The organism is Amycolatopsis roodepoortensis, from assembly GCF_024628825.1.
GTDB classification, from domain to species: Bacteria; Actinomycetota; Actinomycetes; order Mycobacteriales; family Pseudonocardiaceae; genus Amycolatopsis; species Amycolatopsis roodepoortensis.
Genome location: NZ_CP102415.1, coordinates 765,883 through 791,944 on the forward strand (window position 1 = coordinate 765,883; position 26,062 = coordinate 791,944).

Consider the following 26,062-nt stretch of genomic DNA (forward strand, 5'->3'; position numbering starts at 1 on the left):
ATCATGTCCGAAGTGACCGCTTTCATGCTGGTGAAGACCATGCCGGAATGGCTCGGCCTCACCGTCGAACAGCGCGTGACGGCCTTCAAGACCGAAATCCTCCCGGTGATCGAGAGCAGGGTGAAGGGTGTCCGGTCCCGGTTCTTCGACACGGAGTTCTACTCCGCGCGAGTGACCGACGTGTGGGTGTGGGAGGCCGACGACCATCACTCGTACCAGCTGCTCATCGAGGCGCTGCGCGAGACGCCATTCTGGGATCGGTACTTCGAGGTCGTCGACCTTCTGGTCGGGGTCGAGAACGCGTACGCGGCGAACTACGGTCTTGACGCCTACGCGAGCGTCAACGTCTGAACCCGGCGGGAGCGCCTCGCCGGTAGCCCACCAGAAGACGGCCTCCCACACCGTCGAGGACAGCGGCGGCGACACGCCCCAGTGGAGCCGGATCCCCCGCGCACACGACCTGGCGGTAGCCGAGCAGGAGTTCCCGGCAGATCTCCGGTTCGGCCTCTCTGAGCCGTCGCAGGAGCCACTTGCCGTGGGATCGCCACCGGCCACCTGCCAGGAGGACCAGCTCGGCCACCGCGGTCATCAGCCGATCGGCGATGAAGACCAGCTCATCGGGATCACCGGCCCCGTCGAGATCGTCCAGGAGATCGGTGAGCAGGTAACGGCGGTCCTCCAGGTCGGCCGCGGACAACGGCGGAGGCCCGGCTCGCAGGCGCGCCCGGGCGTCCGCCCACGCCCGCTGTCCGAAGCCGTCGCGGTCGAGGAGAACGACACCTTCACCGCACATGTGCAGCAAAGGCGAGCGGCGGTCCGCTGTCTCCCGATCGGCGAAGTCCTCGTACGACTCGGCGGTATGGCAGAACAGTTCGACCGGCACGCCGTCCAGTTCGGTCGTTTCGCGGTACGGCGCGGGCGGCCCGTCGAGGAACACGACGACGTCGAGATCCGAAGTCGAGGTGCGCCTTCCGCTGACCGCGCTTCCGCCCAGGATCGCGGCCCTCGCGGCGGGGAAACGAGTCTCGACCACTTCGCGAGCGATACGGACGGGGTCCATCCGTCCAGCATGCCTCAACCTCGCCGGGCGACGGGTGAGCCAGGCGCACCGGCGGCCGCGACCAAGCCGAAGCCGGTGCCCTGGTTACCCACCCGGATCTCCTGGACGAGCAGTTCGTCCGGCCGATCCGGCCCTCCCCGTCCGGAACACTAGGGCCGGGGGTTCGGGACCGGTCCCGAACGCCACGAAGGCCACCGCCGCGGGCGGTGGCCTTCGTGTTCATCAGCCCTGGATCAGGCGGTTTCGAACGGCTGGACGTTCGGCTGGAAGACCTGGCCGTTGGCGGGCACCTTCAGGTCGATCAGGTAGTCGGCCGTCACCTTGTCCACCCCGAGGGAGTCGCCGAGGATGCAGTGCCCGAAGGCGTCGACCGAGAGCAGGCGGGCGTTGCCCAGCTGGTCGGCCATCCGCTTCGAGAACAGGTACTGGGTCGCCGGGTCGTAGTAGTTGCCGATGACCAGCACCGGGGTGTCGGTCTTGGCCTGCCACGGGCCGCGGTAGACGTCCGGCTTCTTCGCCGGCCACACCGGGCAGCCCGCGATGTCCGAGAACGCCTGGTAGCGACCGAAAGTGGGCGATTCCTTCTCCCACTTCGCGGCGATCTCCGGCACCTTCTCCTGCTTGATCGTGATCTTCTTGTCCGAGCAGTTCACGGCGAAGTAGGAGTCGTCACCGGTGTAGGGGCTGTCCGGGTTCGCGTCCGCGCGCCCGTTCGCCCCCGACCGCAGCACCTTCAGCTCGACGGCCTGGGCCGCCTGCGCCTGCGCCGCGGGCGGGTGGACGATGTTGTACAGCGCCTGCAGGTCGTCGGCCAGCGGCGGGAACGACGTCGGCGAGTACAGCACCCCGGCCACCGTGCTGGTGAACGCGTTGATGTCGTAGCTGCTCCCGTCCGGCAGCTTGATCGGCTGCTGGCGCAGGTAGCCGCGGATCTCGTCGAACTTCTCCCGCGGCGTACCGGCGCTGAACGAGCACTTCGGCCCGACCTGCGCGCACTTGCGCAGGAAGCCGTCCAGCGCGATCTCGAAGCCGCGAGCGCGCTCGCGGTCGTACTGCACGCCGTCGCTGGTGCGCAGCGCCGGGTCGACGTTGCCGTCGACGACGATCGCCCGGCTCTGCTTCGGGAACATCGACGTGTACGTCGACCCGATCAGGGTCCCGTACGAGAAGCCGACGAAGGTCAGCTTCTGGTCGCCGACGGCCGCCCGCATCTTGTCGAGGTCGCGCACGACGTCCTTGGTGGACATGTGGTTCAGCAGCGAGCCCGCGTTGTTCTTGCAGAACTGGCCGTAGTCGCGGTACGAGGCCAGGGTTCCGGAGATCTCCTGCCGGGTCAGCGGCACGGGGATCTGCGCGGAGAAGACGTCGTCCGCGTCTTCCTGCGTGGTGAAGCACTTGAGCGGGTTGCTGGCCCCGACCCCGCGCGGGTCGAACCCGATCAGGTCGAACCGGTCGAGCACCTGCGGCTGGAAGTAGTTCGCCGCGCCGATCGGCATCCGGAACCCGGAACCGCCGGGACCGCCCGGGTTGAGGAACAGCGAGCCGACCTTCTTGTCGGGCGTCTTCGCCGCCCGCTTCAGCATCGCGATGTCGATGGTGCCGAGCGCCGCGTTGTCGTGGTCGATCGGCACGCGATACCGCGCGCAGCTGTAGAACTTGGCCTGGTCGGCGGGAACACCGCGGATCTGGTCCGCCGTGCAGGTACCCCAGTTCACCGGCGCCGTCGCGCCGACCTGGGCGGCGGGCGGCCCGGCCTCCGGGGCGGCCACCGCCGTCCCGGACGCCCCGGTCAGCGCGGCGCCGGCCACGAGTGCCCCTACCAGTGCGAAACCGCGCACCGGCCTCCTTGTGGATCTCGGCAAAACGACTCCTCCCTCGGCTGGCGACGTGACGGACCACGTCGCTCGGCGCGCCGTCGACGTCACGGCGCGTAACACCAAGCGAGCCTCGCACAAGCCGGTAACCCAGTCACCGGCCGAAAGGATGGTACGAACCTATCGAGTGGTTGTCTTCAACTCGAAAATCGGTAACACACGGCGAGCGGCTTGCTCCTCCATGGAGTAACCGGGCCAGAACTCCAGCAGCAGCTTCCACATCGCTTCGTACTCGTCTCCGCGCAGTTCCCTGGCCCTGACCGGGATCTCCTTGCCCGCAAGCGCGACGACCGCGCCGGGATTCGACCGCAGGTTGTGTGTCCACGCGGGATCGTTCGGCCTCCCCCAATTGGAGCCGACGAGCACGAAGTCCTCACCGTGCGGGAAGTACAGGAGATTGGTACTGCGGGGCAGCCCGCTCTTGCGGCCGGTCGTAGTCAGGCGCAGGGAAGGGAGCCCGGCCAGCGCGACCAGGCTCACCTTCCCCTTGAACAACCGGTGGAGTCTTTTGTCCACCCAGATGATCCCGCCCGCGAGCCCCATCAGCCACGGTTTGGTGCCGAGGACGCGGGCGAGCGACGTGAGAGGGTTAGCCACGGACAGATCTTGCCAGGCTCACCCCGAACCGCGATTCCGAGTCCGTCCACCATTTCTCCACCGAGAAACCGGCGGCGGCCAGTTCCGCGGCGATTCCCTCCCGCCGGAACTTCGCGGAGATCTCGGTACGCACGTACTCGCCCTCGGCGAACTTCACCTGCAGGTCGGCGCCCGGGATGTCGACGGTCAGCGGTTCGCGGGCGCGCAGGCGCATTTCGATCCATTCGTTCTCCTCGTCCCAATACGAGACGTGGTCGAAGGCGGCCGGGTCGAAGTTCGCGCCGAGACCGTTGTTGATCACGCGGAGCATGTTGCGGTTGAACTCGGCGGTGACCCCGGCCGCGTCGTCATACGCGCGTTCCAGGGTTTCCCGATCCTTCACCAGGTCTGTCCCGAGCAGGAACCACTCCCCCTCGTCGAGCACCTCACGGACCGAGCGCAGGAAGGTGGCGCGGTCGGCGGGGAGGAAATTGCCGATCGTGCCGCCCAGGAAGACCACCAGCCGCGGGCGGTCACCCGGCAACAGGTCGAGATGCCGGGTGAAGTCGCCGACCACGCCCCGGACCTTAAGGGATGGGTAATCCGCCGTGATGGCTTCCGCGGCGTCGGCGAGCGCGGTTTCCGAGACGTCGAGCGGGACGAACTCCTTCAACGTGCCATGGCTCGTAAGCGCGTCGAGGAGAAGCCTCGTCTTTTCACTCGATCCGGAACCGAGTTCGACGAGGGTGTGCGCGTCCGAGCTTTCGGCTATCTCGCCGCCACGCGCGGCGAGGACCTCCCGCTCGCTCCTGGTCGGGTAGTACTCGGGGAGGGCGGTGATCTTCTCGAACAGTTCGCTGCCGCGCGCGTCGTAGAACCATTTGGGCGGCAACCACTTCTGGTCCGCCTCCAGGCCGGCGCGGACGTCCGAGCGCAGCTGCTCGGTGATATCCGATTCGCTGTGGTGTACGTCGAGGTCGACTTCGGTCATCGTGCCTCAGGGCTCCGATCGGCTTCGAGGGGAAGGATTTCCACGCCCGCGCCGGTGACCCGGACGGCGTGGCGGTCAGGGACGGGGGTCCAGCCGGGATCGTCGTCGCAGGGTTCCGACGCGACGAGCACACCGCCTCCGGTGTCCCGATAGGACAGGGAATGCGTCCACGCGGTACCGACCAGCGTCCGGCCGTCGGTCAGCAGGAGATTGAGCCGGGAACCCGGCCCCGCCTCCTCGACCACTCCGGTGAGCCACGTGACGGCCGCGAGCGGGTCTTCGCCCGCTTCGAGCCGCTCCCGCAGCAACGCCCACAGCAGTACCGAATCCGTGGTCGCCTCCAACGTCAGCAGGCGGGTGATCGGCAGTTTCGCGGCGAGCTCGGCCATCGACTCCGGCCAGCCCCGCACCAGCCCGTTGTGGCTGAAGAGGTAACCGCCGCCGGTGAACGGCGCGTTCGCCGCCTCGACCACGGGCATCGCCGTCGTACCGTTCCGGACCGCCGCCAGGAAGGCGTGCGACCGCACCGATCCGGCCAGCGCCGGCAGATCCCCGTCCGTCCACAAGGGAGCGGACCTACGCAGGCGCAGCGGTTCCGTGCCGTCGGCGTACCAGCCGAGGCCGTACCCGTCGGCGTTGACCGAACCGCCGCCCCGCATGTCACGCGGGGCGTAGGACTGCACGAGCAGCGAATGAGGGGCGTGAAAGAGCATCTCGGCGGGCGAACGCGGCTCGCCGAGATACGCGAGGTGACGGCACATGCCCCTCAGGCCACCTCGCTCGGACGGGCGTCCCGGGCGCAGCGGAACCCGGAGAAGATCTGCCGCCGGATCGGGTGATCCCAGTTGCGGAACGTGCCGCGGATGGCCGCGGCGTCCGTGCCGAAAGAGCCACCTCGCAGAATCCGGTAGTCCCCGCCGAAGAACACCTCGGAGTACTCCTTGTACGGGAACGCGGCGAATCCCGGGTACGCCTCGAAGCCGCTGCTGGTCCACTCCCAGACGTCGCCGATCAGCTGGTGCACGCCCAGCGGTGAGACACCCGCCGGGTACGCGCCGACCTCCGCGGGCCGCAGATGCCGCTGCCCGAGATTCGCGTGGTCGGGAGTGGGTTCCTCGTCGCCCCAAGGGAACCGGCGCGACCGGCCGGTCGCCGGGTCGAACCGGGCGGCCTTCTCCCATTCCGGCTCGGTCGGCAGGCGACGCCCCGCCCAGGCGGCGTACGCCTCGGCCTCGTGGAAGGAGACGTGGACGACGGGTTCCGCGGCGGGCACCTTCTCGTAGACGCCGAACCGCGTCCGCCACCAGCCGTCCTGCTCGCGTTTCCAGAAGCGCGGCGCCTGGATGCCGTGCTCGCTCCGGTACGCCCAACCACGTTCGCTCCACCACTTCGGGTCTTCGTAACCCCCGGAGTCGAGGAACTCGGCGTACGCCCCACAGGTGACCGGTGTGGTGTCGATGAAGAACGCCTCCACCGCGACCTCGTGCGCCGGGCGCTCGTTGTCCAGCGCCCACGGCTCGGCGGAGGTGCCCATGGTGAAGACGCCGCCGGGGACGAACACCTCCGAGGGCAGCGACCCGGACCGCGACGGCGGCGGCGCGGGCGCGTGCAACACCGGATCGCCCTTGCGGAGCTGGTGGGTGGCCAGCATCGTCTCGTCGTGCTGCTGCTCGTGCTGGGTGATCATGCCGAAGGCGAAGGCGTCCTCGGTGAGCCGCCTGCCTTGCAGCGGAACGGTTTCCAGGATGTCGAAGGATTTCTCCCTGACCTCGCGGACGTACTTGCGCGCCTCCTCCGGGCCCAGCAGCGGGAGCGCCGGCCGATCCGCGCGGGCGTGCTGGAACGCGTCGTAGATGTCGTCGATGTCGGGCCGGAGCGCCTCACGGCCGCCCACGTCGCGCACCAGCCAGAGCTCCTCCTGGCTGCCGATGTGCGCGAGGTCCCAGACCAGCGGCGACATCAGTTTCGAATGCTGGCGGACCAGGTCTTCGTCGTCCACGTCCGTCAGCGCGACGCTGCGCTCGCGGGCCCTGGTGAGCGCCTCGGCCGCGTGCGCCCGCAGGTCTTGCGGGCTCAGCGCGCGAAGCGGGTTGGTCTCGGTGCTTTCCACGCTCATGACTGGTGGCTCCTCGAACCGCGCAAGAGGGACTGCACGCCCTCGCTGATCTCCGTGATGGTCTCCGGCGGCAGACCGGTGGTGCCGAGTTCGGCACAGCCGAGGTCCACCACCTTGCTCGCGACGGTGGCGATCGCCGGGTCGGCCAGGCCGCGCCGGGCCGCGCGCTCCCAACCGCCCGCGACCGGTTCGCACAGTTCGAGCACCTTGTCCACTGTGGACGGTCGCGCGAGCAGTGCGGCCAGCAGGGCGACCGGGTGCAGCCACCTGGCGGCGGGCTGGGCGTCCAGGTACCGGATCTCCAGGTACCCCTGTGGCCGGACCGGGGTGAAGAAGGTCGTCAGGTGATAGGCCAGGTCTTCCTCGGTCGGCCTGCCGAGCCCGGCGCCCTCGCCCCGTCCGGCGATCCAGTCGGCGAAGGTCAGGGAATCGGGCGCGTCCCAGCGGCCGTCGCCACCGGGGAGCACCATCAACGGGGTGTCCAGGATCCGGCGCGCCCATGCACCCGCCGGATCCCGGGTCGGTTCCGCCGACCGGGTGCGGACCTTTTCCGTCTCCATCACGGCCAGCCAGCGCGCGGACGCGTGGCCGGTGTCGCGTCCGGCGTGGACCCGGGAGTTGGCGAAGGTGGCCAGCAACGGCGGGCCGAGCGCGTGGACGGCGGCCCAGCGGTCGGCCAGGTCGCCGGCCTCGCCGGTGTCCACACAGACCTGAAGGCCGGCGGTACTGCACATCATGGTCGCGCCCCCGGCTCCCATGGGGGCGAAGCGGCGTTCCATCGCCGCGTAGCGCGGTGTGCCCAGTTTGCGGGCGGGGGCGCGATACCTGTCTATCCCGGAATCACCCAGGTACAGGCCTCGGGCGGCGAGAAGGTTTTCGAGGTGGGCCAGATCGGCCGAGACGACGGCGTCCAGCTGGCGCAGCGTGGTCTGTGGCCGGGCGGAGATCTCCACCTGACATCCGGGCTCGAGGCTCAGCGGCGAGCCTGCCGGAAGCGGGAGGGCGGGGCTGTCGGGGCGCAACGTCCGCGGGGTGTGCGGGCCGAGCGCGGAGGCGAGATCGTCGGGGTCGAGAGGCCGGGCGGGCTCGTCGGCGTAGTGCACGGTGAATTCCAGCTCTACGCCGAGGAGTCTCGGTGGGCCGTGCTTGAAGCACACGGAAGCCACATACGCCTCGCCCTCGGCGCGGTCCGAGAGGACCTTCGCCGTCGCGTTCGACGCGCTCCCGGACTTCTCGGGGAAATCATGAACAGTAGTCATCTTTCCGCCGTCCAGTCGGTTGTCCGATAACTGAGATACCTTGACTTCGGACGCTACACGCGGGGTCCGACAAATTCAGGCCGGTTCTTGCGGGGCAAGATCCCCCGACCACCTCTTAGGACCGGGCGATTCCGGGCAAAGCGGGCTCCGTGCCGAGTCCCAGCGCGGCTGCCGCGTCGCGGACCGCCTCGATCACCAGCTGCAGCGCCGGTCGCCGCGACGAGGTCGTCCGGTAGGCGATCGAAACCGTCCGGAGCAACGGTGTGGTCAACGCGACGACGTCGATCCCCGGCGGCCGGAGGCCGAGCCCGAGATCCGAAACGAGGGTCACCCCGAGCCCGGCCCGGACCATCGCCATCGCCGTCGATTGCTCCTCCACCTCGTGGTTGATCTTCGGCTCGAACCCGTGCCGATGACACGCCGTGCGCACCGCGCGACCGAAGTGACTCTTCGGGCTGGCGAGGATCCAGGGGTGCTCGGCCAGTTCGAGCAGCGACGCGCTCCCCGCGGGGACGGCGCCGGCGGGCACCGCGGCGTGCAGCCGTTCGACCGCGATCACCGCGCGTTCCAGCCCGGCGTCCCACGGCATCGGCGCGTCGGAGTAGTCGATCACGAACGACAGGTCCAGCTCGCCGTCCCGGACGGCGTCGGCGGTGTCCTCGGGGGCGAGCTCACGGGTCCGGACCTGGATGCCCGGATGCTCACCCGCGAGTGCGGTCAGCGCGTGGGGAAGCAGTCCCGAAGCGACCGACGCCCACACCCCGGCCATGAGCCGTACCGAGACGGTGTCCTGTGCTTCCTCCAAGGCCAGTGTCGCCCGTTCGACGGACCCCAGGATCTCCTCGGCGTGCTCGGTGAGCAACAGCCCCAGTTCGGTGAGCTGCACCCGCCTGCCGAAGCGCTCGAACAGCTTCGCGCCCACGTCCCGCTCCAGCTGCGCCAGCTGCTGCGACACCGCCGAAGCGGTGTAATGCAGCGAAGCGGCGGCCGCCGTGACGGTGCCACGACGACTCAGCTCGCGGAGCATCCTCAGGCGGTGCAACGAAAGCTCCATGACCCCAACGTAATCGGGCGCGGTCACGGACGCCGGATGGCGCGTTACACCAGTTTCTCTGCACGACATCGTTCAGATTCGGTAAATGGACGCCCGTGGCGGGCAGGGCGCACCCTCGGAAGTGGCGCAGGACGACCCCGAATCCCGAAGGAGGTGGCCGCATGGCCGCGAGGAACGCCGAACCGCTGATGAGGCTCATCTGGACCGACCCCGTCACCGGTGCCACCGGCTACCTCGTAGTGCACAGCCTGGTCTCCGGTATCGCGACCGGCGGGACCAGGATGCGCGCGGGCTGCACGATGTCGGAGGTCGAGGACCTGGCGAGGGGGATGGCGAACAAGACCGCGACCTTCGGCCTGCCGGTCGGCGGGGCCAAGGGCGGCATCGACTTCGACCCGAAGGACGAGCGCGCTTTCGGTGTGCTGGAACGGTTCTGCGCGTTCCTGCGGCCGTGGATCGACGACCACTGGGTGACCGCCGAGGATCTCGGCGTGCCCCAGCACCTGATCGACGAGGTGTTCGCGAAGCTCGGGCTCGAGCAGTCGTACCACGCGGCGATCCGCCGTTCGGCCGATCCGGCGCACACCCTTCGCCGCGTGCAGGCCGGGTTGAGCACCCCGGTCCCCGGCGGGCTCCTGCTCGGTGACGTGATCGGCGGTTACGGCGTCGCGCAGGCCTGCCTCGGTGTCGCGGACGCTTGGGAATGGGCCGCCGAGAACACCACGGTCGCCGTCCAGGGCATCGGCACCATGGGCGGCGGGGCGGCCTGGTACCTGCACGAAGCCGGGATGAAGGTGGTCGCGGTCGCCGACGCGGCCGGGACGCTGTACCGGCCCGAAGGCCTCGACATCCCGGCGCTGCTGGAGCTGCGGGACGCTTATGGCGAGATCGACCGCAGCCGCCTTCCCGCCGACGTCCGGCTGCTTCCTCGCGACGAGATCGTGGCGACGGACGCCGACATCCTCGTCCCGGCGGCGATCTCCTACGCGCTGCGCGCCGGGAACCAAGGCGCGGTCAAGGCGAAGGTCGTCATCGAAGCCGCCAACGCGGCGACCACTCCCGACGCCGAAGCTGGACTGGCCGCTCGCGGCATCCCGGTGATCCCGGACTTCGTCGCGAACGCGGGCGCGGCCGCCTGGGCCTGGTGGCTCCTCCTCGGCGAGGTCGGCGCCGATCCGGCCGATTCGTTCCTGCGCCTGCGGACCGAGATGCGGGCGAAGGTGGCGCTGCTGCTGAGCTCGTGGAATCTCGACCGGATCCCCCCGCGCACCACCGGCCTGCGGCTCGCCGAAACCACCCGTTCGGACGCCACCGCTCCCGAGACCGCCCCCGCCCTGGTCATCCCCTGACGTCATGCGCGTGAAGGCCCCCTTCCCTCGGCTCAGTCGCGGGAAGGGGGCCTTCACGCGCGATCCGTCGCTCAGGAGGCGAAGCGGTCCGTCGCGCCGATGAGGACTTCGCGCATCGGCTCGTCCTGGGTGCTGTGGCCGACCTCGTCGATGATCACCAGTTCGCTGCCGGGCCACGCGTGGGCCAGTTCCCACGGGGTACCGATGAGGTTGCCCAGGTCGAGGCTTCCTTCGGCGAGCACGGCCGGGATGTGGGCCAGCTTCCCGGCCTCCCGCAGGACCACGCCGTCGTCCAAAAAGGATCCGTGGCTCCAGTAGTGGGTCACCAGCCTGGCGAAGGCGAGCCGGAACTCCGGCGTCTCGAAACTCTTGTAGGGCGGGGAAGTCGGGACGATCGCGTCCTCCCAGGCGCACCAATCCGCAGCGGCCTTCTCGTGCACCGCCGGGTCCGGGTCCATCAGCAGCTTCAGGTAGGCCGCCGCCAGATCGCCGTCGCGATCCTCCTCGGGAACGCCGTCGCGGAACTTCGCCCACGCTTCGGGGAAGACACCGCCGAGGCCGCGGGTGAGTAGGTCGGTCTCGCTCCGGCGGCCGGTGGCCAAGCCCATCAGGACCATCTCCGAGACCCGGTCCGGATATCGCTGGGCGTAGACCAGCGCGAGCACCGAACCCCAGGATCCGCCGAAGAGCAGCCATTTCCCGATGCCCAGATGCTCGCGAAGCAGCTCCATGTCGGCGAGCAGGTGGTCGGTGGTGTTGGCGGAGAGGTCGGTCTCGGGCTCGCCCGCGTGCGGCGTGCTCCGGCCGCAGCCACGCTGGTCGAAGAGCACGACCCGGTACTTGGCCGGGTCGAAGTACCGGCGCAGGCCGGTGCCGCACCCGGTCCCCGGGCCGCCGTGCAGCGTGACGGCGGGCTTGCCGTCGGGGTTCCCGCAGACCTCCCAGTACACGAGGTGCCCGTCGCCGACGTCGAGCATCCCGTGGTCGTACGGTTCGATTTCCGGATACAACCGTGTCACGTTCTCGTCCTCCCAGACCGCACCCAAAATACAACAGCGCTGTCACAATAGCCGGGGAGCGCTCCTGGGCGCGCGTGCTTTAAGTACATGAAGGCCCCCTTCCCTGCGTCTGGCGCAAGGAAGGGGGCCTTCATGTACTTGGGCTGTGACTAGCCTGGCAAGGTCCCGGAGACGTGCCGGAGCGCGTCGGCCAGCTCCGCCGGGCCCGCGGGTCCGATGTGGACCACCGCGTCGTTGCCGTGCCCGGTCGTGTAGCTGAGGTAGCGACCCCAATCCGTGTCGGCGAAGTGGAGCGGATCCTCGACGGCCACATGCCTGCCGATCTCGTCCCGCTTGCCGACGTAGAGCTCGCCGCTCCCCTCGACCGGCCGCTGCACGAGGCTGACGATGTCCGCGATCACCGGCGGAAGCGAATGCGTGTCCGGGCCGCGCCGGGCCGCCTCTTCGAGCTCGTACGCGCGGACCGTGCGAAGCCTGCCGCCGCCCGCCGGAACGGGCGGCAGCTGTTCGATCAGCGTTTCCGGCAGCCGCCGCCGATCGATCTCCTGCAACCCGACCCAGTCACCGGACGCCACGGCCAGGACCGCCTGCAAGCCGAGCGAGGCGGCGAGGAGGCCGTAGGTCTGGCCTCCGGCGTTCACCCAGCCGTAGTACTCGATGGCCGGTTTCGTGAGCACCGGAAGCCAGTCCAGGAAGTCGACCGACGCACGGCCGCTCGAATCCAGCAGCCCGGCCTGCGCCAACGCCGCTTCGACTCGCTTGTCCGCTTCCGCACGAGCCGTCCTGGACAGCCAGCGCGGCTCGGGGCGCAGCGTGATGTGCAGGTCGCCGACGCGTTCGCGTTCCGCGAGCGCCGCCAAGGCTTCGACCGGGACGTCCACCCGGCCCGTTCTGACGGTCATCCGCTACTCGCCGATGACCGGCGGACTGGTCCGCTGGTCGGTGCCGAAGATCGCGTCGGGGTCGGCCTCGATCAGGTAGTCGGGACGCTGGTGCTCGTCGTCCTCGTCACCGTCGGCACGCCTGCCGCCCGCCCCCATCGGGCCCATCGCGCCGGCGCCGCCACGGCCGGCGCCACCACGCCCGCCGGCCAGGTCTCCGCCGCCCAGACCGCCGAGCCCGCCCATGCCGGAACCCCGGCCCGCGCCCAGACCGCCCGAACCGGGCCCACCGGGACCGCCCGCGCGACCACCGGTACCGCCCTCACCGCCGAGCAGCCTGCCGGCCGCGCTGTTGGGGCCGGGAACGTTGCGTCCGCTGGTGCCGCCGGGCGGGTTCTGCCCGGTGTTACCGCCGGGGTTGTAGTTCTGTCCCGGCCCGTTCGGGAGACCGATGACGTTGTCCGAGTCACCGGGTCCGCGTCCGGGGACCCGGCCCGGGATGTCGGTCGTCGGTCCTGGCTTCCCCTTGCCACCGCCGGTCGGGCGCGTGGTGTCGTCGTCGCCGGTACCCGGCGGCTTCCGCGTCGGCGTCGTGATGTTGCCGTCGGGCCTGTCCCTCGGCGGCACCGGACGGTCCTCGTTGGTGCCCGGCCTGTTCTGGTTCTGGTCGCCGCCCGGCCTGTTCTGGTTCTGGTTGGTGCCGTTGTCGTCCGTGCCGCTGGTGTCGGTGCCGTCGTCGTCACCGCTGCCGTTCCTGCCGGGCTTCACCGGGGGGTACGGCGGAATGACGATCGGGGGCGTACCGCCGGGGGTCTTGACGCTGACGTTCGCGCCGTCGTTCTTCAGTACGCCATAATCGGTCGGCAGGCTGGAGCTCGTGCTGCTGGTGACCGAGTCGTACTGGTCCATCACCCGGACGTTGTTCTGGTTCGCCGCCTCGTGCTTCGCGACGCCCTCTTGGTAGTTCTTGATGTCGTTGTTGACCATGAACGGCCCGGCGATCGGGATCGCGCCCTTCAGGCCGGTGGTCCAGGGGTTGGGCTTGTCCGGCTTCGGCGGCACGGGCACGACCGACGACCCCGAGTCGTCGAAGCTGTCGGCCTGGGTCGTCACCGAATCCCTGGTCTGGAACAGCGGATCCGCGGTCTCCTTGAAGGCCTGCTCGAGCGGGCCCGCGCCGGCGTTCGCCGCGTCGGCGGCGGAGCCCGTCCAGGACGAGGTCATCCGCGTCTGCAGGGACTTGATGGCCATCCCGCGCTCGACGTAGGCCTCCGAGAGTTTCGCGATGCGATCGGCCGCCGAACGCAGGTTGCGGGTATCGCCCTGGGTGAAGTTCTCGAAGATCTGTTTGCCGTCCACCCTCATGCCCCCTTGAGTGTCTTGACCAGGGCCGACGCGACCTTCTGCGCGGTCCCACAGGAATCCTGTTCGTTCTCGTAGCCCTCGGCTTGAGCGCTGATCGCCAGGTCATCGGCGACGCCGACCGAAAGGTCGCAGTTGCCACGCGCTCGCCGGTCCTGCAGTCCGTAATAGACGGTCGGATAGCCGTCGACGTCGGGGCCGGGCTCCAGGAACTTCAATTGCCCGGCTTCCTTGGCCTTGTGCAGGCCTGTCAGGCCGCCCATGCCCTTTTCGCGGTTGCCACTGCCGAGGATGATCTGCAGACTTTCGGCCTTGCCCCGGATTCCCCAGCTGCAAGCGGGGTTACTGGTGTCGTTCTTCGGTTCTCCTGGCTCGGTGAACCCCAGTTCCGCAGTCGCTGCCGCCGGGAGCAGCTTGCACGCGTCACCGACGAACGCCGAGGCGTCCAGGGGATTCGTCACCTTCGGGACGTTCGGGTCTTCCGGCGCGGCCGAGGGAGCCGATGACGGTGCCGTTCCCTGGGTGGGGCTCGCTGTACCTGGAGTCTCCCCCGCGCACCCCGCGACCACGGCGGAAACGAACAAGAGCGCCACCGCGGCGGCACGATTTCTCAACACGTTCGGCATCCTCAGGTCGTGCGCAGGGTGTTGGCCTGATCGGTGGCCATCGTCTTCGTGCGAGCGAGCTCGAGTTTCTTGATGTACCCCTCGATGTAGGCCTTCATCGAGTCGTTCTGGTTCTGCAGGGAGATCAAGGAGGTGATCCCGGAATCGACGTAACTCGAGCTGGCTTCGTCCTTTCCCGGCGGCATCAGGTCCTCCGAGATCCGGCGGATCTCGTCGCCGTCTTTCACGACCTTCTCCAGCTCGTCTTCCCACAGCCCGATGACGGTCTTCAGCTCTTCGGGGCTCATCTCGAACCCGCCGCCGCCACCGCCACCACCGCCGTAGACGGTCGGCTCCTTCGGCGTGGTCAGGTCACCCCAGACGGCCTTGATCGCGCTCGCGGCGTCGCCGATGATGTTCACGCCCGCACCTTCCCCTCAGCATTCACGCACCGTGACGGACAAAGCGTAGCCAAGCGGCGGACGGCGTGTCAGCCGATCCGGCCGAGTAGTCGGACGTGTCGCGAGGCCGTTCGGTTCCCACGGCGGCCGATCATCCCGCGAACCGGTCACAGTACGTACGTACGGATTGCATTGAGCGGGTCCTCGGTGACAGGATTCCAGGATGCCACGGGTCAGCCAGGATCACCTCGACGCACGCCGGCGCCAGATCCTCGACGGCTCCCGCGTGTGCTTCGCACGCTATGGCTACGAGGGTGCCACCGTCCGGCGGCTGGAGGAAGCCACCGGCCTTTCCCGCGGTGCGATCTTCCACCATTTCCGGGACAAGGAGTCCCTCTTCCTGGCCTTGGCCGAGGACGACGCGGTGCGCATGGCCGACATCGTCGCCGAGCAGGGTCTCGTCCAGGTGATGCGCGAGCTGCTGACGAACCGCAGCGAGCACCCCGCCGACTGGCTCGGCACACGGCTGGAGGTCTCCCGGCGGCTGCGCACCGACCCCGAGTTCCGCGCCCGCTGGGCCGAGCGGTCCCACCAGCTGACCGCCGCGACCCGCCGCCGTCTGCTGCGTCAGCGCGACGCCGGGATCCTGCGTGACGACGTGGACGTCGACGTCCTGACCGCGTACCTCGAGCTCGTCCTCGAAGGTCTCGTCTCGCACCTGGCGATGGGCCAGCCGGGTGACGATCTCGGCCCCGTCCTCGACCTGGTCGAGGAGAGCGTGCGGCGGCACCGGGCCCACGCGGCCGGGGGAACGCGTTAAGATTGTCCCATCGCCGCAGTACAGCGGTGGTGTCTGTTGGTTTCCGATCGAGGAGTGACTCTTTTCGTGCGCGACGCGCAGTCACCTGGTGACAGTATCGAGCCGGGTGGCACACCCGGCTGTTCCGCTGATCTTCCCGCCGTCCCCGCCGGCAGGGAATGATGGAAGTCCTGCTCGCCGTTCTCGGCATCCTCCTGTTCCTCCTGCTGACCGTCGGCACCGGTCTCGCCGTCGCCGCCGAGTTCTCCCTCACCGCGCTCGAGCGCAGCACGGTCGACGCGAACGTCCGCCAGGTCGGCGACAAGCGCGCGCACACCGTGCAGAAGGCGCACCGCACGCTCTCGTTCCAGCTGTCCGGCGCGCAGGTGGCGATCACCATCACCACCCTGATCACCGGTTATCTCGCGGAGCCGGTGATCGGTGACCTGCTCCACCCGCTGTTCACCGCCGTCGGGTTCTCCGAGGGCGTGGCGGACGGGGTGTCGCTCGCGGTCGCGCTGATCCTGGCCACGTCGCTGTCGATGATCCTCGGCGAAATGATGCCGAAGAACCTCGCGATCGCCCGGCCGCTGCAGACCGCGCGCGCCGTCGCGGGGTACCACTCGCGGTTCTCGTCGCTGTTCCGCTGGCTGATCACCCTGATGAACAACAGCGCCAACTTCCTCGTCCGCAAGTTCGGCGTCGAGCCGCAGGAGGAACTGCGGTCGGCCCGGTCGCCGCAGGAACTCGGCTCGATCGTGCGGTCCAGCGCGGAAAGCGGCACGCTCGACACGTCCACGGCCGAACTGCTGGACAAGTCGCTGCGCTTCGGCGAGCGGACGGCCGACGAGCTGATGACGCCCCGCGTCCAGCTCGAATCGCTGACCGTGGACGACACGATCGCCGACCTCATCGAGATCTCCCGCCGCACCGGCTTCTCGCGCTTCCCGGTCTACACCGAGGACCTCGACGACGTGCAGGGCGCGGTGCACATCAAGCAGGCGTTCACCATCCCGGCCGCCCAGCGCGCCACGGTACGGATCGGCTCGGTCATGCGGCCGATCCCGACGGTGCCCGAATCGCTGCCGGGCGACTCGCTGCTCAACCGGCTGCGCGATTCCCGGTTCCAGCTCGCGATCGTCGTCGACGAATACGGCGGCACCGCGGGCCTCGTGACACTGGAGGACGTCGTCGAAGAGATCATCGGCGACGTCCGCGACGAGCACGACGAACGGGAAGCGCCGTCCTCCCAGCAGGTCGGCGCCGACAACTGGCTCGTTTCCGGGCAGCTTCGCGCCGACGAGGTCACCGACGAGACCGGGTTCCGGATGCCTGACGGCGACTACGAGACCATCGCCGGGCTGATCCTCGAGCGGCTCGGCCGGATCCCCTCCCCCGGCGACGCCACCGATCTCGACGCCTGGCGGCTCACGGTGACCAAGATGGACCGTCTCCGCATCGCCGAGGTCGAAGTCCGCCGGGTCAGCGAAACCGCGACTTCCGCCGAGCAGGAGCCCGCCCGATGAACGACTGGTTCAACATCTTCCTCGTCGTGGTCCTGCTGCTGGCCAACGCGTTCTTCGTCGGCGCCGAGTTCGCGCTCATCTCGTCGCGGCGCGACCGGCTGGAAGCCTTGCTGGAGCAGGGGAAGACCCGCGCCAAGATCGTCATCAACGCGAGCAAGAACGTCTCGCTGATGCTGGCGGGGGCGCAGCTCGGCATCACCATCTGCTCGTTGCTGCTGGGACGGCTCGGCGAGCCGGCCGTCGCGCACCAGCTGGCCGGCTTCTTCGAGCTGTTCGGGCTTCCCGACGTCCTGCTGCACCCGATCTCGTTCGCGATCGCGCTGGCGTTCATCACCATCCTGCACGTCCTCATCGGCGAGATGGTGCCGAAGAACCTCGCGATCGCCGAGCCGGAACGGCTGGCGCTGTGGCTGGTCCCGGTGCACGTGGCGTGGGTGAAACTCGCCAACCCGTTCATCTGGCTGCTGAACTTCGTGGCGAACTCCCTGCTGCGGCTGTTCAAGGTGGAGCCGAAGGACGAACTCGAAACCGCCTACACCTCCGACGAGCTCGCGGAACTGCTCAGCGAGTCGCGGCGCGAGGGGCTGCTGGAGCATTCCGAGCACCAGCGGCTGAGCAAGACCCTGTCCTCGGTCGAGAAGACGGTGGCCGACGTGCTGGTCCCGACCGCGCAGCTGACCACGCTGCCCTGCTCGCCCACATTGGGCGACGTCGAGCGCGCGGTGTCCTCGACCGGGTTCTCCCGTTTCCCGGTGTGCACCGACGACGGGACGCTGACCGGCTACATCCACGTCAAGGACATCCTCGACCTCGTGGGCGAGGACCCGACCACCGTGGTTCCGCCGGACAAGACGCGCGCGCTCACCGAACTGCACGCCGACGCCCGGCTCGACGAGGCGTTGTCGGCGATGCGCAAGGAAGGCAGCCACCTGGCGCGGGCGTTGAGCCCGGCGGGGGCGGCGGTCGGCGTCGTCGCGCTGGAGGATCTCGTCGAGGAATACGTGGGGACTGTCCGCGACGGTACCCACGTCATGTCGTGACCGGCCCGATCGTCCTTCCCGAGCCCGTCTGGCGGGCTCGGGAAGACGAGCACGTCACGCGGATGCGGCGCTGGACGACCCCGCACCAGCACCGCCGTTCGCGAGGCGAAAAGCATCCGGTGCTCGACTTCCTCTTCACCTACTACTCGCACCGGCCCGGGCATCTCGAACGCTGGCAACCGGGTCCGGGGGTCGTGCTCGAAGGCGCGTCCGCCCGGCGGTTCCTGGAGCGGAAGGGTTACCTGGAGACCCCGGAGGGCGTCATGCTCGATCCGGCGGGCTTCACCGAGGGCCGGGCCAAGACCGCGGAATTCGTCCTCGGACTGCTTTCCGCGACCGCGTCCCGGTCTCCGAGACTCAGTTGTTTCGGGCTGCATGAATGGGCAATGGTTTACCGGGAATCGGCGGATGAGGTTCGTCACTCACAACTTCCGCTCCGGCTGGGTTCGGCCGGCACCGACGGCGTGGTCGAGTCGCTGGAGATCCGGTGCGGGCATTACGACGCGTTCCGGTTCTTCACCGAACCCGCCCGGCCTCGCAACACGCTGCGCCCGGCGCGGGAGAACCAGACCGAGTTCGAGCAGCCGGGCTGCCTCCACGCCAACATGGATCTCTTCAAGTGGGCGTACAAACTCGATCCGTTCGTGCCCGCCGAGCTGGTCGGGGACTGCTTCGAACTGGCGGCGGACATCCGGGAACTGGACATGCGGGCCAGCCCGTACGACCTGGCGGACTTCGGGTACTCCCCTGTCCGGATCGAGACCCCGGAAGGCCGGGCCGAGTACGCCCGCGCTCAGGCCGCGTTCGCCCGCCGGGCGGCGCCGCTGCGTGAGCACCTGATAGCGCATTGCCAACGGCTCCTTGCCGGGTTAAAGAAGGTGCCCGCGACACGCGGAAAACAACTGTGAGTCGTCGCATTCCCCGTAACATCCTCCCCTGTTAGAGTGATAACGGTTTGATTGCATACGCAGCGCGAGCGCGCACGTTTCGAAAGGACAACGATGGGGCGACACAGCGCGGTCGAGGAGCCGGTGCCGCATCCCCTCGACCCGCCGAAGCGGCCTCAGGGCCGCGGTGAGGCGACCGGTTCACACCGGATCGTCGGGAAGAAGGCCCCGCGGCGCCGGATCGCCAAATGGCCGATCGCCTGCCTGGTCCTCGTGGTCCTGGTCGCGATCGGCGTGTTCGGCTGGAACTGGGCCGACGGCGAGCTCAACACCCGTGCCGAAGCCCAGGCCAAGGCGTGCAGCGCCGGCGACACCCCGATGCGGATCATCGTCACCCCCAGCATCGAAAAGCCCGTGCGAGCGGCGGCCGAGCGGTGGAACAACGCCGCGACCGTGGTCCGCGACCACTGCGTGGTCATCCAGGTCGACGCGCTGTCCTCCGCTTCCGTGCTCGACGGCCTCGTCGGCCGGACCAACCTGGACTCCATCGGCGGCCTCCCCGCCGCGTGGATCCCCGAGTCCACCTACTGGGTGACCGAGCTGAACACCGCCAAACCCGCGCTGGTCGGGTCGCCCGCCCAGTCGGTCGCGACGGCGCGTTCGGCCGACTACCCGCTCGTCGGCCTCGCCGGCAAGAGCATCGACGAGGTCCAGATGCGCGCCGCTCAGACCTTCCGTCAGTACCTGCAGCAGCCGGCCCAGCAGGCCGACTTCGCCGCCGCGGGTATCAAGGCCACCTGAGCCCCTCGAACCACGGGAAAGGCCCCTTCGCCGCTCGGGAAGGGGCCTTTCCCGTACCTCGGTCCTCGTGAGCGGCAAGGGCGTCAGTGCTGACCGCCGTGGCCTTCACGGACTCGACAATCGCCGCATTCGCCCCACAGGCACCATTAGCCACAACGACTGCGCGTGAAGGACCCCTTCCCTCGGCTCAGCCGTGGAAACTCGACCTTCGCACCTACCTCAAGTACATGAAGGCCCCGTTCCTTGCGCCTGGCGCAAGGAACGGGGCCTTCATGTACTTGAGGCAAACAAGGCTCAGGAGCCGAAGGTGTCCGGGTCCGGCCCGGTGCGCGTCCCGTCGTCGAACTCGGCGAGGGCCGCGAGATCGTCCTCGGCCAGTTCGAAATCGAAGACATCGAAGTTCTCGCGAATCCGGGACGGCGTCACGGATTTCGGGATCGCGACCGTGCCGAGCTGCAGATGCCAGCGCAGCACCAGCTGTGCCGGGCTCTTGCCGTACTTGGCGGCGAGGGCGGTCAGTGTCGGGTCCGAGAGCAGCGATCCCTGGGCGAGGGGGCTCCAGGCCTCGGTGACGATGCCGTGCTCGGCGTGGAACTCCCGCAGTGCCTTCTGCTGCAGTCGCGGGTGCAGCTCGACCTGGTTGACCGCGGGCACGATCCCGGTCTCGTCGAACAGCCGCCGCAGATGCGGGACGTGGAAGTTCGACACCCCGATGGCGCGCGCCCGGCCGTCCGCGTAGAGCTTTTCCAGCGCCCGCCAGGTTTCGACGTACTTCCCGCGGGCGGGTGTCGGCCAGTGGATCAGGTACATGTCCACGCGGTCCAGGCCGAGTTCCGCGAGGCTGGCGTCGAAGGCACGGAGCGCCTCGTCGTAGCCGTGGCCCGGATTCGGGAGCTTCGTGGTGATGAACAGTTCGTCGCGGGGTACTCCCGCCGACCGGATCGCCTCGCCGACACCGGCTTCGTTCCCGTAGGACGCGGCGGTGTCGATGCTGCGGTATCCGGCATCGATGGCGGTCCGGACGACCTTGGCCGTGTCGCCCGCGGGGACCTGCCAGACGCCGAAACCGAGTTGGGGGATGGCTACCTCGTTGTTCAGGACGACGGAAGGCACGGCCATGGAAGAGGAATCCTCACTGGAGTCTGTGGCAGGGCTTCTTTCCCGGCATCATTCCACCCCGCGCGCCGCGTACGCGCGCAGATATTCCGCCGTGTCCGCGTCCGCCGGGAAGAAGGACTCGATCACCAGCTCGGCGACCGTGACGTCCAACGGCGTCCCGAAGGTGGAGACCGTGCTGAAGAAGGTGAGTTCGGCGTCCTCGTGCCGCAGCTTCAACGGGACGAAGATGTCACCCGGCCCGGGGACCTCCACCTCGGGGACGGGATCCGCGCACGGATAGGAGAGCAGTTCCTCCAGCAGTTCGGTCAGCGCCGGGTCGGCCGTCTGGATCACCTGCCGCCGCAGCCTGCCGAGCAGATGGGCGCGCCACTCCCCCAGGTTCAGCACGTGCGGCGCCATCCCCTCCGGATGCAGCGTCACCCGCAGGACGTTGACCGGCGGCGTCATCAAGGCGGGCGAGACCAGGCCGGTCATGATCGAGATACTCGCGTTGGCGTCGACCAGGTTCCACCAGCGGTCGGCGACGGCGGCCGGGTACGGCTCGTGGCTGGTCATCAGCTGCCGGACCGCCTTGCGGACCGCCGCCATTTCCGGGGCGCCGAGGCCGCTTTCGGCGTACGCGGGCGCGTAACCCGCCGCCAGCAACAGCTGATTGCGTTCCCTCAAGGGCACCTCCAGGTGCTCGCCGAGCCGCAGCACCATGTCCCGGCTGGGCTTGGAGCGGCCGGTCTCCACGAAGCTCAGATGCCGGGTGGAGATGTCCGCCGAGATGGCGAGGTCCAGCTGGCTGATCCGGCGGCGGTCACGCCATTCGCGGAGTAGCTCGCCGACGGGGCGGCCCGCGGTCACTGTGGTCGTCACGATCACGAACCTACGCACCCCGGGTGTCGCGCCGCGATTACCTCCCGCGTAATCGACGGGGCCCGCTTCAGCCGACAGAGTTGCGGCATCGGTTACCCCACAGGAAAACGAGGAGACACCATGTCGGACATCCAGCGCGTCGCCGAGCAGTACATCGCCGTGTGGAACGAGACCGACGCGGACAAGCGCCGCGCGCTCATCGCCGAAGTGTTCACCGAGGACGCCGCCTACACCGACCCGCTCGGCGCGGTCACCGGCCACGAGGGCGTCGACGGCTTCATCGCCGGCGCCCAGGCCCAGTTCGCGGGCTTGCGGTTCAGCCTGCCCTCGGCCCCGGACGCGCACCACGACATCGCGCGGTTCCAGTGGTACCTCGGCCCCGACGGCGCGGAGGAGCCGCTGGCGATCGGCTTCGACGTCATCACCGTCGAGGACGGGCGGATCAAGCAGGTGCTGGGCTTTCTCGACAAGATGCCCGGCTGACCCTCAGGCGAAGGCCTCCGGTGGCGGGCAGGAGCAGACGAGGTTGCGGTCGCCAGCGGCCCCGTCGATCCGCCGCACCGGGGGCCAGATCTTCGACGCGGTGAACCCGGCCGGGAACACCGCGATCTCCCTGCTGTACGGCCGATCCCATTCGCCCGCGAGACAGCGCGCGGTGTGCGGGGCGTTGCGCAGCGGGCTCTCGGCCACCGGCCACTCCCCCGCGGCGACCTTCTCGATCTCGCCGCGGATCGCGATCATCGCGTCACAGAACCGGTCGAGTTCGCCGAGGTCCTCGCTCTCGGTGGGCTCGACCATGAGCGTGCCCGCGACCGGGAAGGACATCGTCGGCGCGTGGAGTCCGTAGTCGGCCAGCCGCTTGGCGACGTCGTCGACCGTGACGCCGGTCCGCTTGGTGATCGCGCGGAGATCGAGGATGCACTCGTGCGCCACGAGCCCCTCGTGCCCGGAGTACAGCACCGGATAGTGCGCGGCGAGACGTTTCGCGACGTAGTTGGCGTTCGCGACCGCGGTCAGCGTCGCGCGCCGCAGGCCGTCGGCGCCCATCATCCGGACGTAGGCCCAGGAGATCGGCAGGATCGACGCGCTCCCCCACGGCGCGGCGCTGATCGGGCCCACCCCGGTGGCCGGGCCGGCGTCGGGTTGCAGCGGGTGGTTCGGCAGGTACGGCGCCAGATGCGCGCGGACACCGATCGGGCCGATACCCGGCCCGCCGCCACCGTGCGGGATGCAGAAGGTCTTGTGCAGGTTCAGATGTGAGACGTCGGCGCCGAACTTCCCGTACTGCGCCACGCCGATCAGCGCGTTCAGGTTCGCGCCGTCGACGTACACCTGGCCGCCCGCGTCGTGCACCAGCGCGCAGACCTCGCGGACGGTGTCCTCGTAGACGCCGTGCGTCGAGGGGTAGGTGATCATGATCGCGGCCAGGTCGTCCGCGTGCTCGTCCACAGTGGACCGAAGATGACCGAGGTCGATGTTGCCCTCGTCGTCGCATTTCACGACGACCACCCGCATTCCGGCCATCACCGCGCTGGCCGCGTTCGTCCCGTGGGCACTGGACGGGATCAGGCAGACGTCGCGTGCCGCGTTCCCGCGTTCGCGGTGATAGGCGCGGATCGCCAGCAGTCCGGCGAACTCGCCCTGGCTTCCGGCGTTCGGCTGCAGGGACACCGCGTCGTAGCCGGTGATGCCGGCGAGCCACCGCTCCAGATCCTTGACCACGGTGAGCAGCCCCGCAGCGTCTTCGGCGGGCGCGAACGGGTGCAGCCCGGCGAACTCGGGCCAGGTGATCGGCTCCATCTCGGCCGTGGCGTTCAGCTTCATCGTGCAGGAGCCGAGCGGGATCATGCTCCGGTCGAGCGCGACGTCCTTGTCGGACAACGACCTCAGGTACCGGAGCAGCGCCGTCTCCGAGCGATGCGCGTGGAAGACCGGATGCGTCAGGTAGTCGCTGGTGCGGCGCAGATCCGGCGGGAAGCCGTCCGCGGTGTCCGCGTCGAGCGAGTCCACATCGGACACCGCTATCCCGAACGCCTTCCACACCAGGGAAAGATGCTCGCGGGTCGTCGTCTCGTCACACGCGACGGCCACATGGTCGGAGTCCACGAGCCGCAGGTTGACCCCGAGTTCCCTGGCCGTGCCGACGATCCCCGCCGCACGCCCCGGAACGGAGACCGTCACGGTGTCGAAGAACTCGCAGTGCACGACGTCCACACCGTTCTCGGCGAGCCCCGCCGCGAGCACCGTGGCCATCCGGTGCGCGCGGTTCGCGATGGCGCGCAGGCCTTCGGGACCGTGGTACACCGCGTACATCGACGCGATCACCGCCAGCAGCACCTGGGCGGTGCAGATGTTGCTCGTCGCCTTCTCGCGGCGGATGTGCTGCTCACGGGTCTGGAGCGCGAGCCGGTACGCGGGCGCGCCGTCGGCGTCCTTCGACACCCCCACCAGCCGTCCGGGCAACTGCCGTTCGAGCCCCTGCCGGACGGCGAGATACGCCGCATGCGGCCCTCCGAAGCCCATCGGGACACCGAACCGCTGCGTGGATCCGATCGCGACGTCGGCGCCGAGCTCTCCGGGCGACCGCAGCAGGGTCAGCGCCAGCGGATCCGCGGCCATCACCACCGCCGCGCCCTGCGCCTTGGCCTCGGTGATGGTGTGCTCCCATTCGCGGACGACACCCGACGCGCCCGGATACGACAGCAGCACGCCGAAGAAGTCCCCGCCGAGCCCGAGCCCCGTGATGCCCTGGGACAGATCCGCGGTCACCAGCTCGATACCGAGCGGCTCGGCGCGGGTGCGCAGGACCTCGATCGTCTGCGGAAGGGTGTCCTCGTCGACCACGAACCGGTTCGACTTCGCCTTGCCCGCCCGGCGGACCAGCGTCATCGCCTCGGCCGCGGCGGTCGCCTCGTCCAGCATGGAGGCGTTAGCGATCGGCAGGCCGGTCAGGTCGGAGACCATGGTCTGGAAGTTCAGCAGCGCTTCGAGGCGGCCTTGCGAGATCTCCGGCTGATACGGCGTGTACGCGGTGTACCAGGCCGGGCTCTCCAGCACGTTCCGGCGGATCACCGGCGGGGTCACGGTGTCGTGGTAGCCGAGGCCGATCATCTGGACCATCGGCCGGTTGCGCGCGGCCAGCGCGCGGAGCTCGGCGAGGGCGCCGGTCTCGGTGGCGGGCGGCGGCAGCTCCAGCGGTGCCGCGGACTCCCGCAGCGACGCGGGGACGGCCCGCTCGGCGAGCTCGTCCAGGGAGGCGACGCCGACGACGTCGAGGATGCGGGCGAGCTCTTCAGCGCCGGGGCCGATGTGCCGGTCCGCGAAGGGGGTTCCGGATTCGAGGGCGGCCAGTGAACCGGGCTCCATCGGGGACCTCCCAAGACGCGGGGGTGGGGCCGGGACGATTGTCCTGGCCCTCCCCACTCTGTCCGTACCCCCGTGGGGGCGCCTGAGAGTTTCGCCCGAGTGTTGAGCCGGGCTTGCACCGTCGGCGGGGCCGCCAGGCTGTGACCTGGCGAACCACTTTCCAGAGGCGTCTCTTCCGCGCGGTCCAGGGTGCCTGAGAGGTTCCGGGGAGGACTTGCTCCTTCGGCGCCGAGCTCAACGGTTATCGGCTCGGTCTCTCCCGCGCGGATTCGTCGACCGCGGAAGTGAGCCTACCCTGCCGCGTCCGCGGCCTCATGATCAGCCGGTGCGACGGGCGTTGCGGCGCTGCGTGAGCTCGTCCGGTGTGACCGTTTCGATCACGCCGCCGTCGGCCCGCTCGGCCGGGAACTCGTGGATGGTGCCGCTGATCTCCTGCATCGCGCCGCTGACCGCGATCCCGAAGACACCCTGCCCGCCCTGGAGTAAATCGACGATCTCTTCGGGCGAGGTGCACTCGTAGACGGTGGTGCCGTCGGAGAACAGGGTGACCTTGGCGAGGTCGCGGACGCCGCGCAGGCGCAGGTGGTCGACGGCGACGCGGATGTTCTGCAGAGAGACGCCGGTGTCGAGCAGCCGCTTGACGACCTTCAGGACGAGGATGTCCTTGAACGAGTAGAGCCGCTGCGAACCGGAGCCGTGCGCCGTGCGGATGCTCGGCGCGACCAGCTTCGTGCGGGCCCAGTAGTCGAGCTGCCGGTAGGTGATCCCGGCGATCTGGCAGGCGGCGGGACCGCGGTAACCGACGAGTTCGTCCGGGAGGGAAGAGTCGGGGAACAGCTCGCCCTGCTCGCCGTCAGCGACCGGAACGAGCGGCTCTTGAGGGCTACCAGCCTCGACCACGCCATGCCTCCCCTCGCCCGACCTGGCGGCCGGCGAACAAAGCCGCGCGGACCCACGTGAGCCCGCACCGGAGTTCCTCGTCAAGACGAATGCCCCAGACATCCGAATCACACCTTGGCGATTCACCTCCATTGACGGTAAGCGCGTCCGGCAAACCGGTCAACGCGACGCGCGGTCCACCTCAAGCTCTTCTTGAGGCTTGTCGAGCACAGTCCC

General features: G+C 69.2%; 25 protein-coding genes and 1 riboswitch. Of the genes, 8 read left to right on the plus strand and 17 right to left on the minus strand.

All coding sequences use genetic code 11. The annotated features are described in order from the left end of the window. The first annotated feature begins 3 nt into the window (after window positions 1-3). On the plus strand, window positions 4-351 hold the full coding sequence (locus NQK81_RS03785) for a darcynin family protein (RefSeq protein WP_257487055.1): 348 nt from the start codon (window positions 4-6) through the stop codon (window positions 349-351). On the opposite strand, the gene NQK81_RS03790 is transcribed toward NQK81_RS03785, so the two are convergent. The 8 genes from NQK81_RS03790 to NQK81_RS03825 all read right to left on the minus strand — a co-directional run bounded on the left by NQK81_RS03790 (window position 341) and on the right by NQK81_RS03825 (window position 8,930). Next, on the minus strand, window positions 341-1,060 hold the full coding sequence (locus NQK81_RS03790) for a nucleotidyltransferase domain-containing protein (protein ID WP_257487056.1): 720 nt from the start codon (window positions 1,058-1,060) through the stop codon (window positions 341-343). The genes NQK81_RS03785 and NQK81_RS03790 overlap by 11 nt on opposite strands. 233 nt (window positions 1,061-1,293) lie before the next feature. Next, window positions 1,294-2,898, minus strand: coding sequence for an alpha/beta hydrolase (locus NQK81_RS03795; protein WP_257487057.1), 1,605 nt, complete (start codon window positions 2,896-2,898; stop codon window positions 1,294-1,296). Window positions 2,899-3,054: 156 nt separating this feature from the next. Next, window positions 3,055-3,477: a nitroreductase family deazaflavin-dependent oxidoreductase gene (locus tag NQK81_RS03800; RefSeq protein ID WP_371878939.1), complete on the minus strand. Its 423-nt coding sequence runs from the start codon at window positions 3,475-3,477 to the stop codon at window positions 3,055-3,057. 46 nt (window positions 3,478-3,523) lie between these two features. Then, window positions 3,524-4,501, minus strand: coding sequence for an L-histidine N(alpha)-methyltransferase (gene egtD / locus NQK81_RS03805; protein WP_257487059.1), 978 nt, complete (start codon window positions 4,499-4,501; stop codon window positions 3,524-3,526). Continuing rightward, on the minus strand, window positions 4,498-5,262 hold the full coding sequence (gene egtC, locus NQK81_RS03810) for an ergothioneine biosynthesis protein EgtC (RefSeq protein WP_126732053.1): 765 nt from the start codon (window positions 5,260-5,262) through the stop codon (window positions 4,498-4,500). The genes egtD and egtC overlap by 4 nt, the downstream gene beginning before the upstream one ends. A 5-nt stretch (window positions 5,263-5,267) precedes the next feature. Further along, window positions 5,268-6,617, minus strand: a complete 1,350-nt coding sequence (gene egtB, locus NQK81_RS03815) for an ergothioneine biosynthesis protein EgtB (protein WP_257487060.1) — start codon at window positions 6,615-6,617, stop codon at window positions 5,268-5,270. Further along, window positions 6,614-7,876, minus strand: coding sequence for a glutamate-cysteine ligase family protein (locus NQK81_RS03820; protein WP_257487061.1), 1,263 nt, complete (start codon window positions 7,874-7,876; stop codon window positions 6,614-6,616). Before NQK81_RS03820 ends, egtB begins: the two co-directional genes overlap by 4 nt. A gap of 115 nt (window positions 7,877-7,991) precedes the next feature. Continuing rightward, window positions 7,992-8,930 carry a LysR family transcriptional regulator gene (locus tag NQK81_RS03825; protein ID WP_257487062.1) on the minus strand — a complete coding sequence of 313 codons (939 nt, stop codon included), beginning with the start codon at window positions 8,928-8,930 and terminating at the stop codon, window positions 7,992-7,994. 161 nt (window positions 8,931-9,091) lie between these two features. Here NQK81_RS03825 and NQK81_RS03830 point away from each other — a divergent pair, with 161 nt between their 5' ends. Then, window positions 9,092-10,279, plus strand: a complete 1,188-nt coding sequence (locus tag NQK81_RS03830; protein WP_257487063.1) for a Glu/Leu/Phe/Val dehydrogenase dimerization domain-containing protein — start codon at window positions 9,092-9,094, stop codon at window positions 10,277-10,279. A 71-nt stretch (window positions 10,280-10,350) separates the two neighbouring features. Here the strand turns inward: NQK81_RS03830 and pip are convergent, their stop codons facing one another. The 5 genes from pip to NQK81_RS03855 form a co-directional block, all read right to left on the minus strand. Next, window positions 10,351-11,298, minus strand: coding sequence for a prolyl aminopeptidase (gene pip / locus NQK81_RS03835; protein ID WP_443092893.1), 948 nt, complete (start codon window positions 11,296-11,298; stop codon window positions 10,351-10,353). 149 nt (window positions 11,299-11,447) lie between these two features. Next, a complete protein-coding gene (locus NQK81_RS03840) occupies window positions 11,448-12,179 on the minus strand; it encodes an ESX secretion-associated protein EspG (protein ID WP_257489989.1) in 732 nt (243 codons plus the stop codon). A 24-nt stretch (window positions 12,180-12,203) separates the two neighbouring features. Beyond that, complete coding sequence (locus NQK81_RS03845) at window positions 12,204-13,544, minus strand: WXG100 family type VII secretion target (RefSeq protein WP_257487064.1); 1,341 nt, start codon at window positions 13,542-13,544, stop codon at window positions 12,204-12,206. Further along, the gene (locus NQK81_RS03850; RefSeq protein WP_257487065.1) at window positions 13,541-14,167 is read right to left on the minus strand and encodes a DUF3558 domain-containing protein; all 627 of its coding nucleotides are present in this window, start codon (window positions 14,165-14,167) and stop codon (window positions 13,541-13,543) included. The genes NQK81_RS03845 and NQK81_RS03850 overlap by 4 nt, the downstream gene beginning before the upstream one ends. A gap of 2 nt (window positions 14,168-14,169) precedes the next feature. Further along, window positions 14,170-14,568, minus strand: a complete 399-nt coding sequence (locus NQK81_RS03855) for a hypothetical protein (RefSeq protein ID WP_257487066.1) — start codon at window positions 14,566-14,568, stop codon at window positions 14,170-14,172. Window positions 14,569-14,770: 202 nt separating this feature from the next. Between NQK81_RS03855 and NQK81_RS03860 the strand changes: the two genes are divergently transcribed. The 5 genes from NQK81_RS03860 to NQK81_RS03880 all read left to right on the plus strand — a co-directional run bounded on the left by NQK81_RS03860 (window position 14,771) and on the right by NQK81_RS03880 (window position 19,600). After that, complete coding sequence (locus NQK81_RS03860; protein ID WP_125678272.1) at window positions 14,771-15,367, plus strand: TetR/AcrR family transcriptional regulator; 597 nt, start codon at window positions 14,771-14,773, stop codon at window positions 15,365-15,367. 158 nt (window positions 15,368-15,525) lie between these two features. Then, a complete protein-coding gene (locus tag NQK81_RS03865; RefSeq protein WP_257487067.1) occupies window positions 15,526-16,872 on the plus strand; it encodes a hemolysin family protein in 1,347 nt (448 codons plus the stop codon). Next, window positions 16,869-17,912 carry a hemolysin family protein gene (locus NQK81_RS03870; protein WP_257487068.1) on the plus strand — a complete coding sequence of 348 codons (1,044 nt, stop codon included), beginning with the start codon at window positions 16,869-16,871 and terminating at the stop codon, window positions 17,910-17,912. The genes NQK81_RS03865 and NQK81_RS03870 overlap by 4 nt, the downstream gene beginning before the upstream one ends. Further along, window positions 17,909-18,820: a 3-methyladenine DNA glycosylase gene (locus NQK81_RS03875; protein WP_257487069.1), complete on the plus strand. Its 912-nt coding sequence runs from the start codon at window positions 17,909-17,911 to the stop codon at window positions 18,818-18,820. Before NQK81_RS03870 ends, NQK81_RS03875 begins: the two co-directional genes overlap by 4 nt. 93 nt (window positions 18,821-18,913) lie before the next feature. Further along, the gene (locus NQK81_RS03880; RefSeq protein ID WP_257487070.1) at window positions 18,914-19,600 is read left to right on the plus strand and encodes a hypothetical protein; all 687 of its coding nucleotides are present in this window, start codon (window positions 18,914-18,916) and stop codon (window positions 19,598-19,600) included. 294 nt (window positions 19,601-19,894) lie between these two features. Here NQK81_RS03880 and NQK81_RS03885 read toward each other — a convergent pair whose 3' ends face one another. Beyond that, entirely contained in the window at window positions 19,895-20,719 is an 825-nt protein-coding gene (locus tag NQK81_RS03885) for an aldo/keto reductase (RefSeq protein WP_257487071.1), read from the minus strand. A gap of 48 nt (window positions 20,720-20,767) precedes the next feature. Beyond that, window positions 20,768-21,586 (minus strand): helix-turn-helix domain-containing protein, encoded by an 819-nt coding sequence (locus NQK81_RS03890; protein ID WP_257487072.1) that lies wholly within the window; start codon window positions 21,584-21,586, stop codon window positions 20,768-20,770. A 114-nt stretch (window positions 21,587-21,700) separates the two neighbouring features. Here NQK81_RS03890 and NQK81_RS03895 point away from each other — a divergent pair, with 114 nt between their 5' ends. Further along, the gene (locus tag NQK81_RS03895; RefSeq protein WP_126732067.1) at window positions 21,701-22,063 is read left to right on the plus strand and encodes a nuclear transport factor 2 family protein; all 363 of its coding nucleotides are present in this window, start codon (window positions 21,701-21,703) and stop codon (window positions 22,061-22,063) included. A 3-nt stretch (window positions 22,064-22,066) separates the two neighbouring features. Here NQK81_RS03895 and gcvP read toward each other — a convergent pair whose 3' ends face one another. Together gcvP and NQK81_RS03905 are read right to left on the minus strand one after the other, a co-directional pair. Beyond that, the gene (gene gcvP, locus NQK81_RS03900) at window positions 22,067-24,946 is read right to left on the minus strand and encodes an aminomethyl-transferring glycine dehydrogenase (protein WP_257487073.1); all 2,880 of its coding nucleotides are present in this window, start codon (window positions 24,944-24,946) and stop codon (window positions 22,067-22,069) included. A gap of 170 nt (window positions 24,947-25,116) precedes the next feature. After that, window positions 25,117-25,218: riboswitch (glycine riboswitch) on the minus strand. A 46-nt stretch (window positions 25,219-25,264) separates the two neighbouring features. Next, on the minus strand, window positions 25,265-25,846 hold the full coding sequence (locus NQK81_RS03905; protein ID WP_005150040.1) for a MerR family transcriptional regulator: 582 nt from the start codon (window positions 25,844-25,846) through the stop codon (window positions 25,265-25,267). Window positions 25,847-26,062 lie beyond the last annotated feature (216 nt).

Bases quoted from the DNA above. Each gene is read 5' to 3' on its own strand.
- NQK81_RS03785 (WP_257487055.1), top strand. From the start codon at position 4: ATGTCCGAAGTGACCGCTTTCATGCTGGTGAAGACCATGCCGGAATGG.
- NQK81_RS03790 (WP_257487056.1), bottom strand. From the start codon at position 1,060: ATGGACCCCGTCCGTATCGCTCGCGAAGTGGTCGAGACTCGTTTCCCC.
- NQK81_RS03800 (WP_371878939.1), bottom strand. From the start codon at position 3,477: ATGGGGCTCGCGGGCGGGATCATCTGGGTGGACAAAAGACTCCACCGG.
- egtD (WP_257487059.1), bottom strand. From the start codon at position 4,501: ATGACCGAAGTCGACCTCGACGTACACCACAGCGAATCGGATATCACC.
- egtC (WP_126732053.1), bottom strand. From the start codon at position 5,262: ATGTGCCGTCACCTCGCGTATCTCGGCGAGCCGCGTTCGCCCGCCGAG.
- egtB (WP_257487060.1), bottom strand. From the start codon at position 6,617: ATGAGCGTGGAAAGCACCGAGACCAACCCGCTTCGCGCGCTGAGCCCG.
- NQK81_RS03820 (WP_257487061.1), bottom strand. From the start codon at position 7,876: ATGACTACTGTTCATGATTTCCCCGAGAAGTCCGGGAGCGCGTCGAAC.
- NQK81_RS03825 (WP_257487062.1), bottom strand. From the start codon at position 8,930: ATGGAGCTTTCGTTGCACCGCCTGAGGATGCTCCGCGAGCTGAGTCGT.
- NQK81_RS03830 (WP_257487063.1), top strand. From the start codon at position 9,092: ATGGCCGCGAGGAACGCCGAACCGCTGATGAGGCTCATCTGGACCGAC.
- NQK81_RS03845 (WP_257487064.1), bottom strand. From the start codon at position 13,544: ATGAGGGTGGACGGCAAACAGATCTTCGAGAACTTCACCCAGGGCGAT.
- NQK81_RS03850 (WP_257487065.1), bottom strand. From the start codon at position 14,167: ATGCCGAACGTGTTGAGAAATCGTGCCGCCGCGGTGGCGCTCTTGTTC.
- NQK81_RS03860 (WP_125678272.1), top strand. From the start codon at position 14,771: ATGCCACGGGTCAGCCAGGATCACCTCGACGCACGCCGGCGCCAGATC.
- NQK81_RS03865 (WP_257487067.1), top strand. From the start codon at position 15,526: ATGATGGAAGTCCTGCTCGCCGTTCTCGGCATCCTCCTGTTCCTCCTG.
- NQK81_RS03870 (WP_257487068.1), top strand. From the start codon at position 16,869: ATGAACGACTGGTTCAACATCTTCCTCGTCGTGGTCCTGCTGCTGGCC.
- NQK81_RS03880 (WP_257487070.1), top strand. From the start codon at position 18,914: ATGGGGCGACACAGCGCGGTCGAGGAGCCGGTGCCGCATCCCCTCGAC.
- NQK81_RS03885 (WP_257487071.1), bottom strand. From the start codon at position 20,719: ATGGCCGTGCCTTCCGTCGTCCTGAACAACGAGGTAGCCATCCCCCAA.
- NQK81_RS03895 (WP_126732067.1), top strand. From the start codon at position 21,701: ATGTCGGACATCCAGCGCGTCGCCGAGCAGTACATCGCCGTGTGGAAC.
- gcvP (WP_257487073.1), bottom strand. From the start codon at position 24,946: ATGGAGCCCGGTTCACTGGCCGCCCTCGAATCCGGAACCCCCTTCGCG.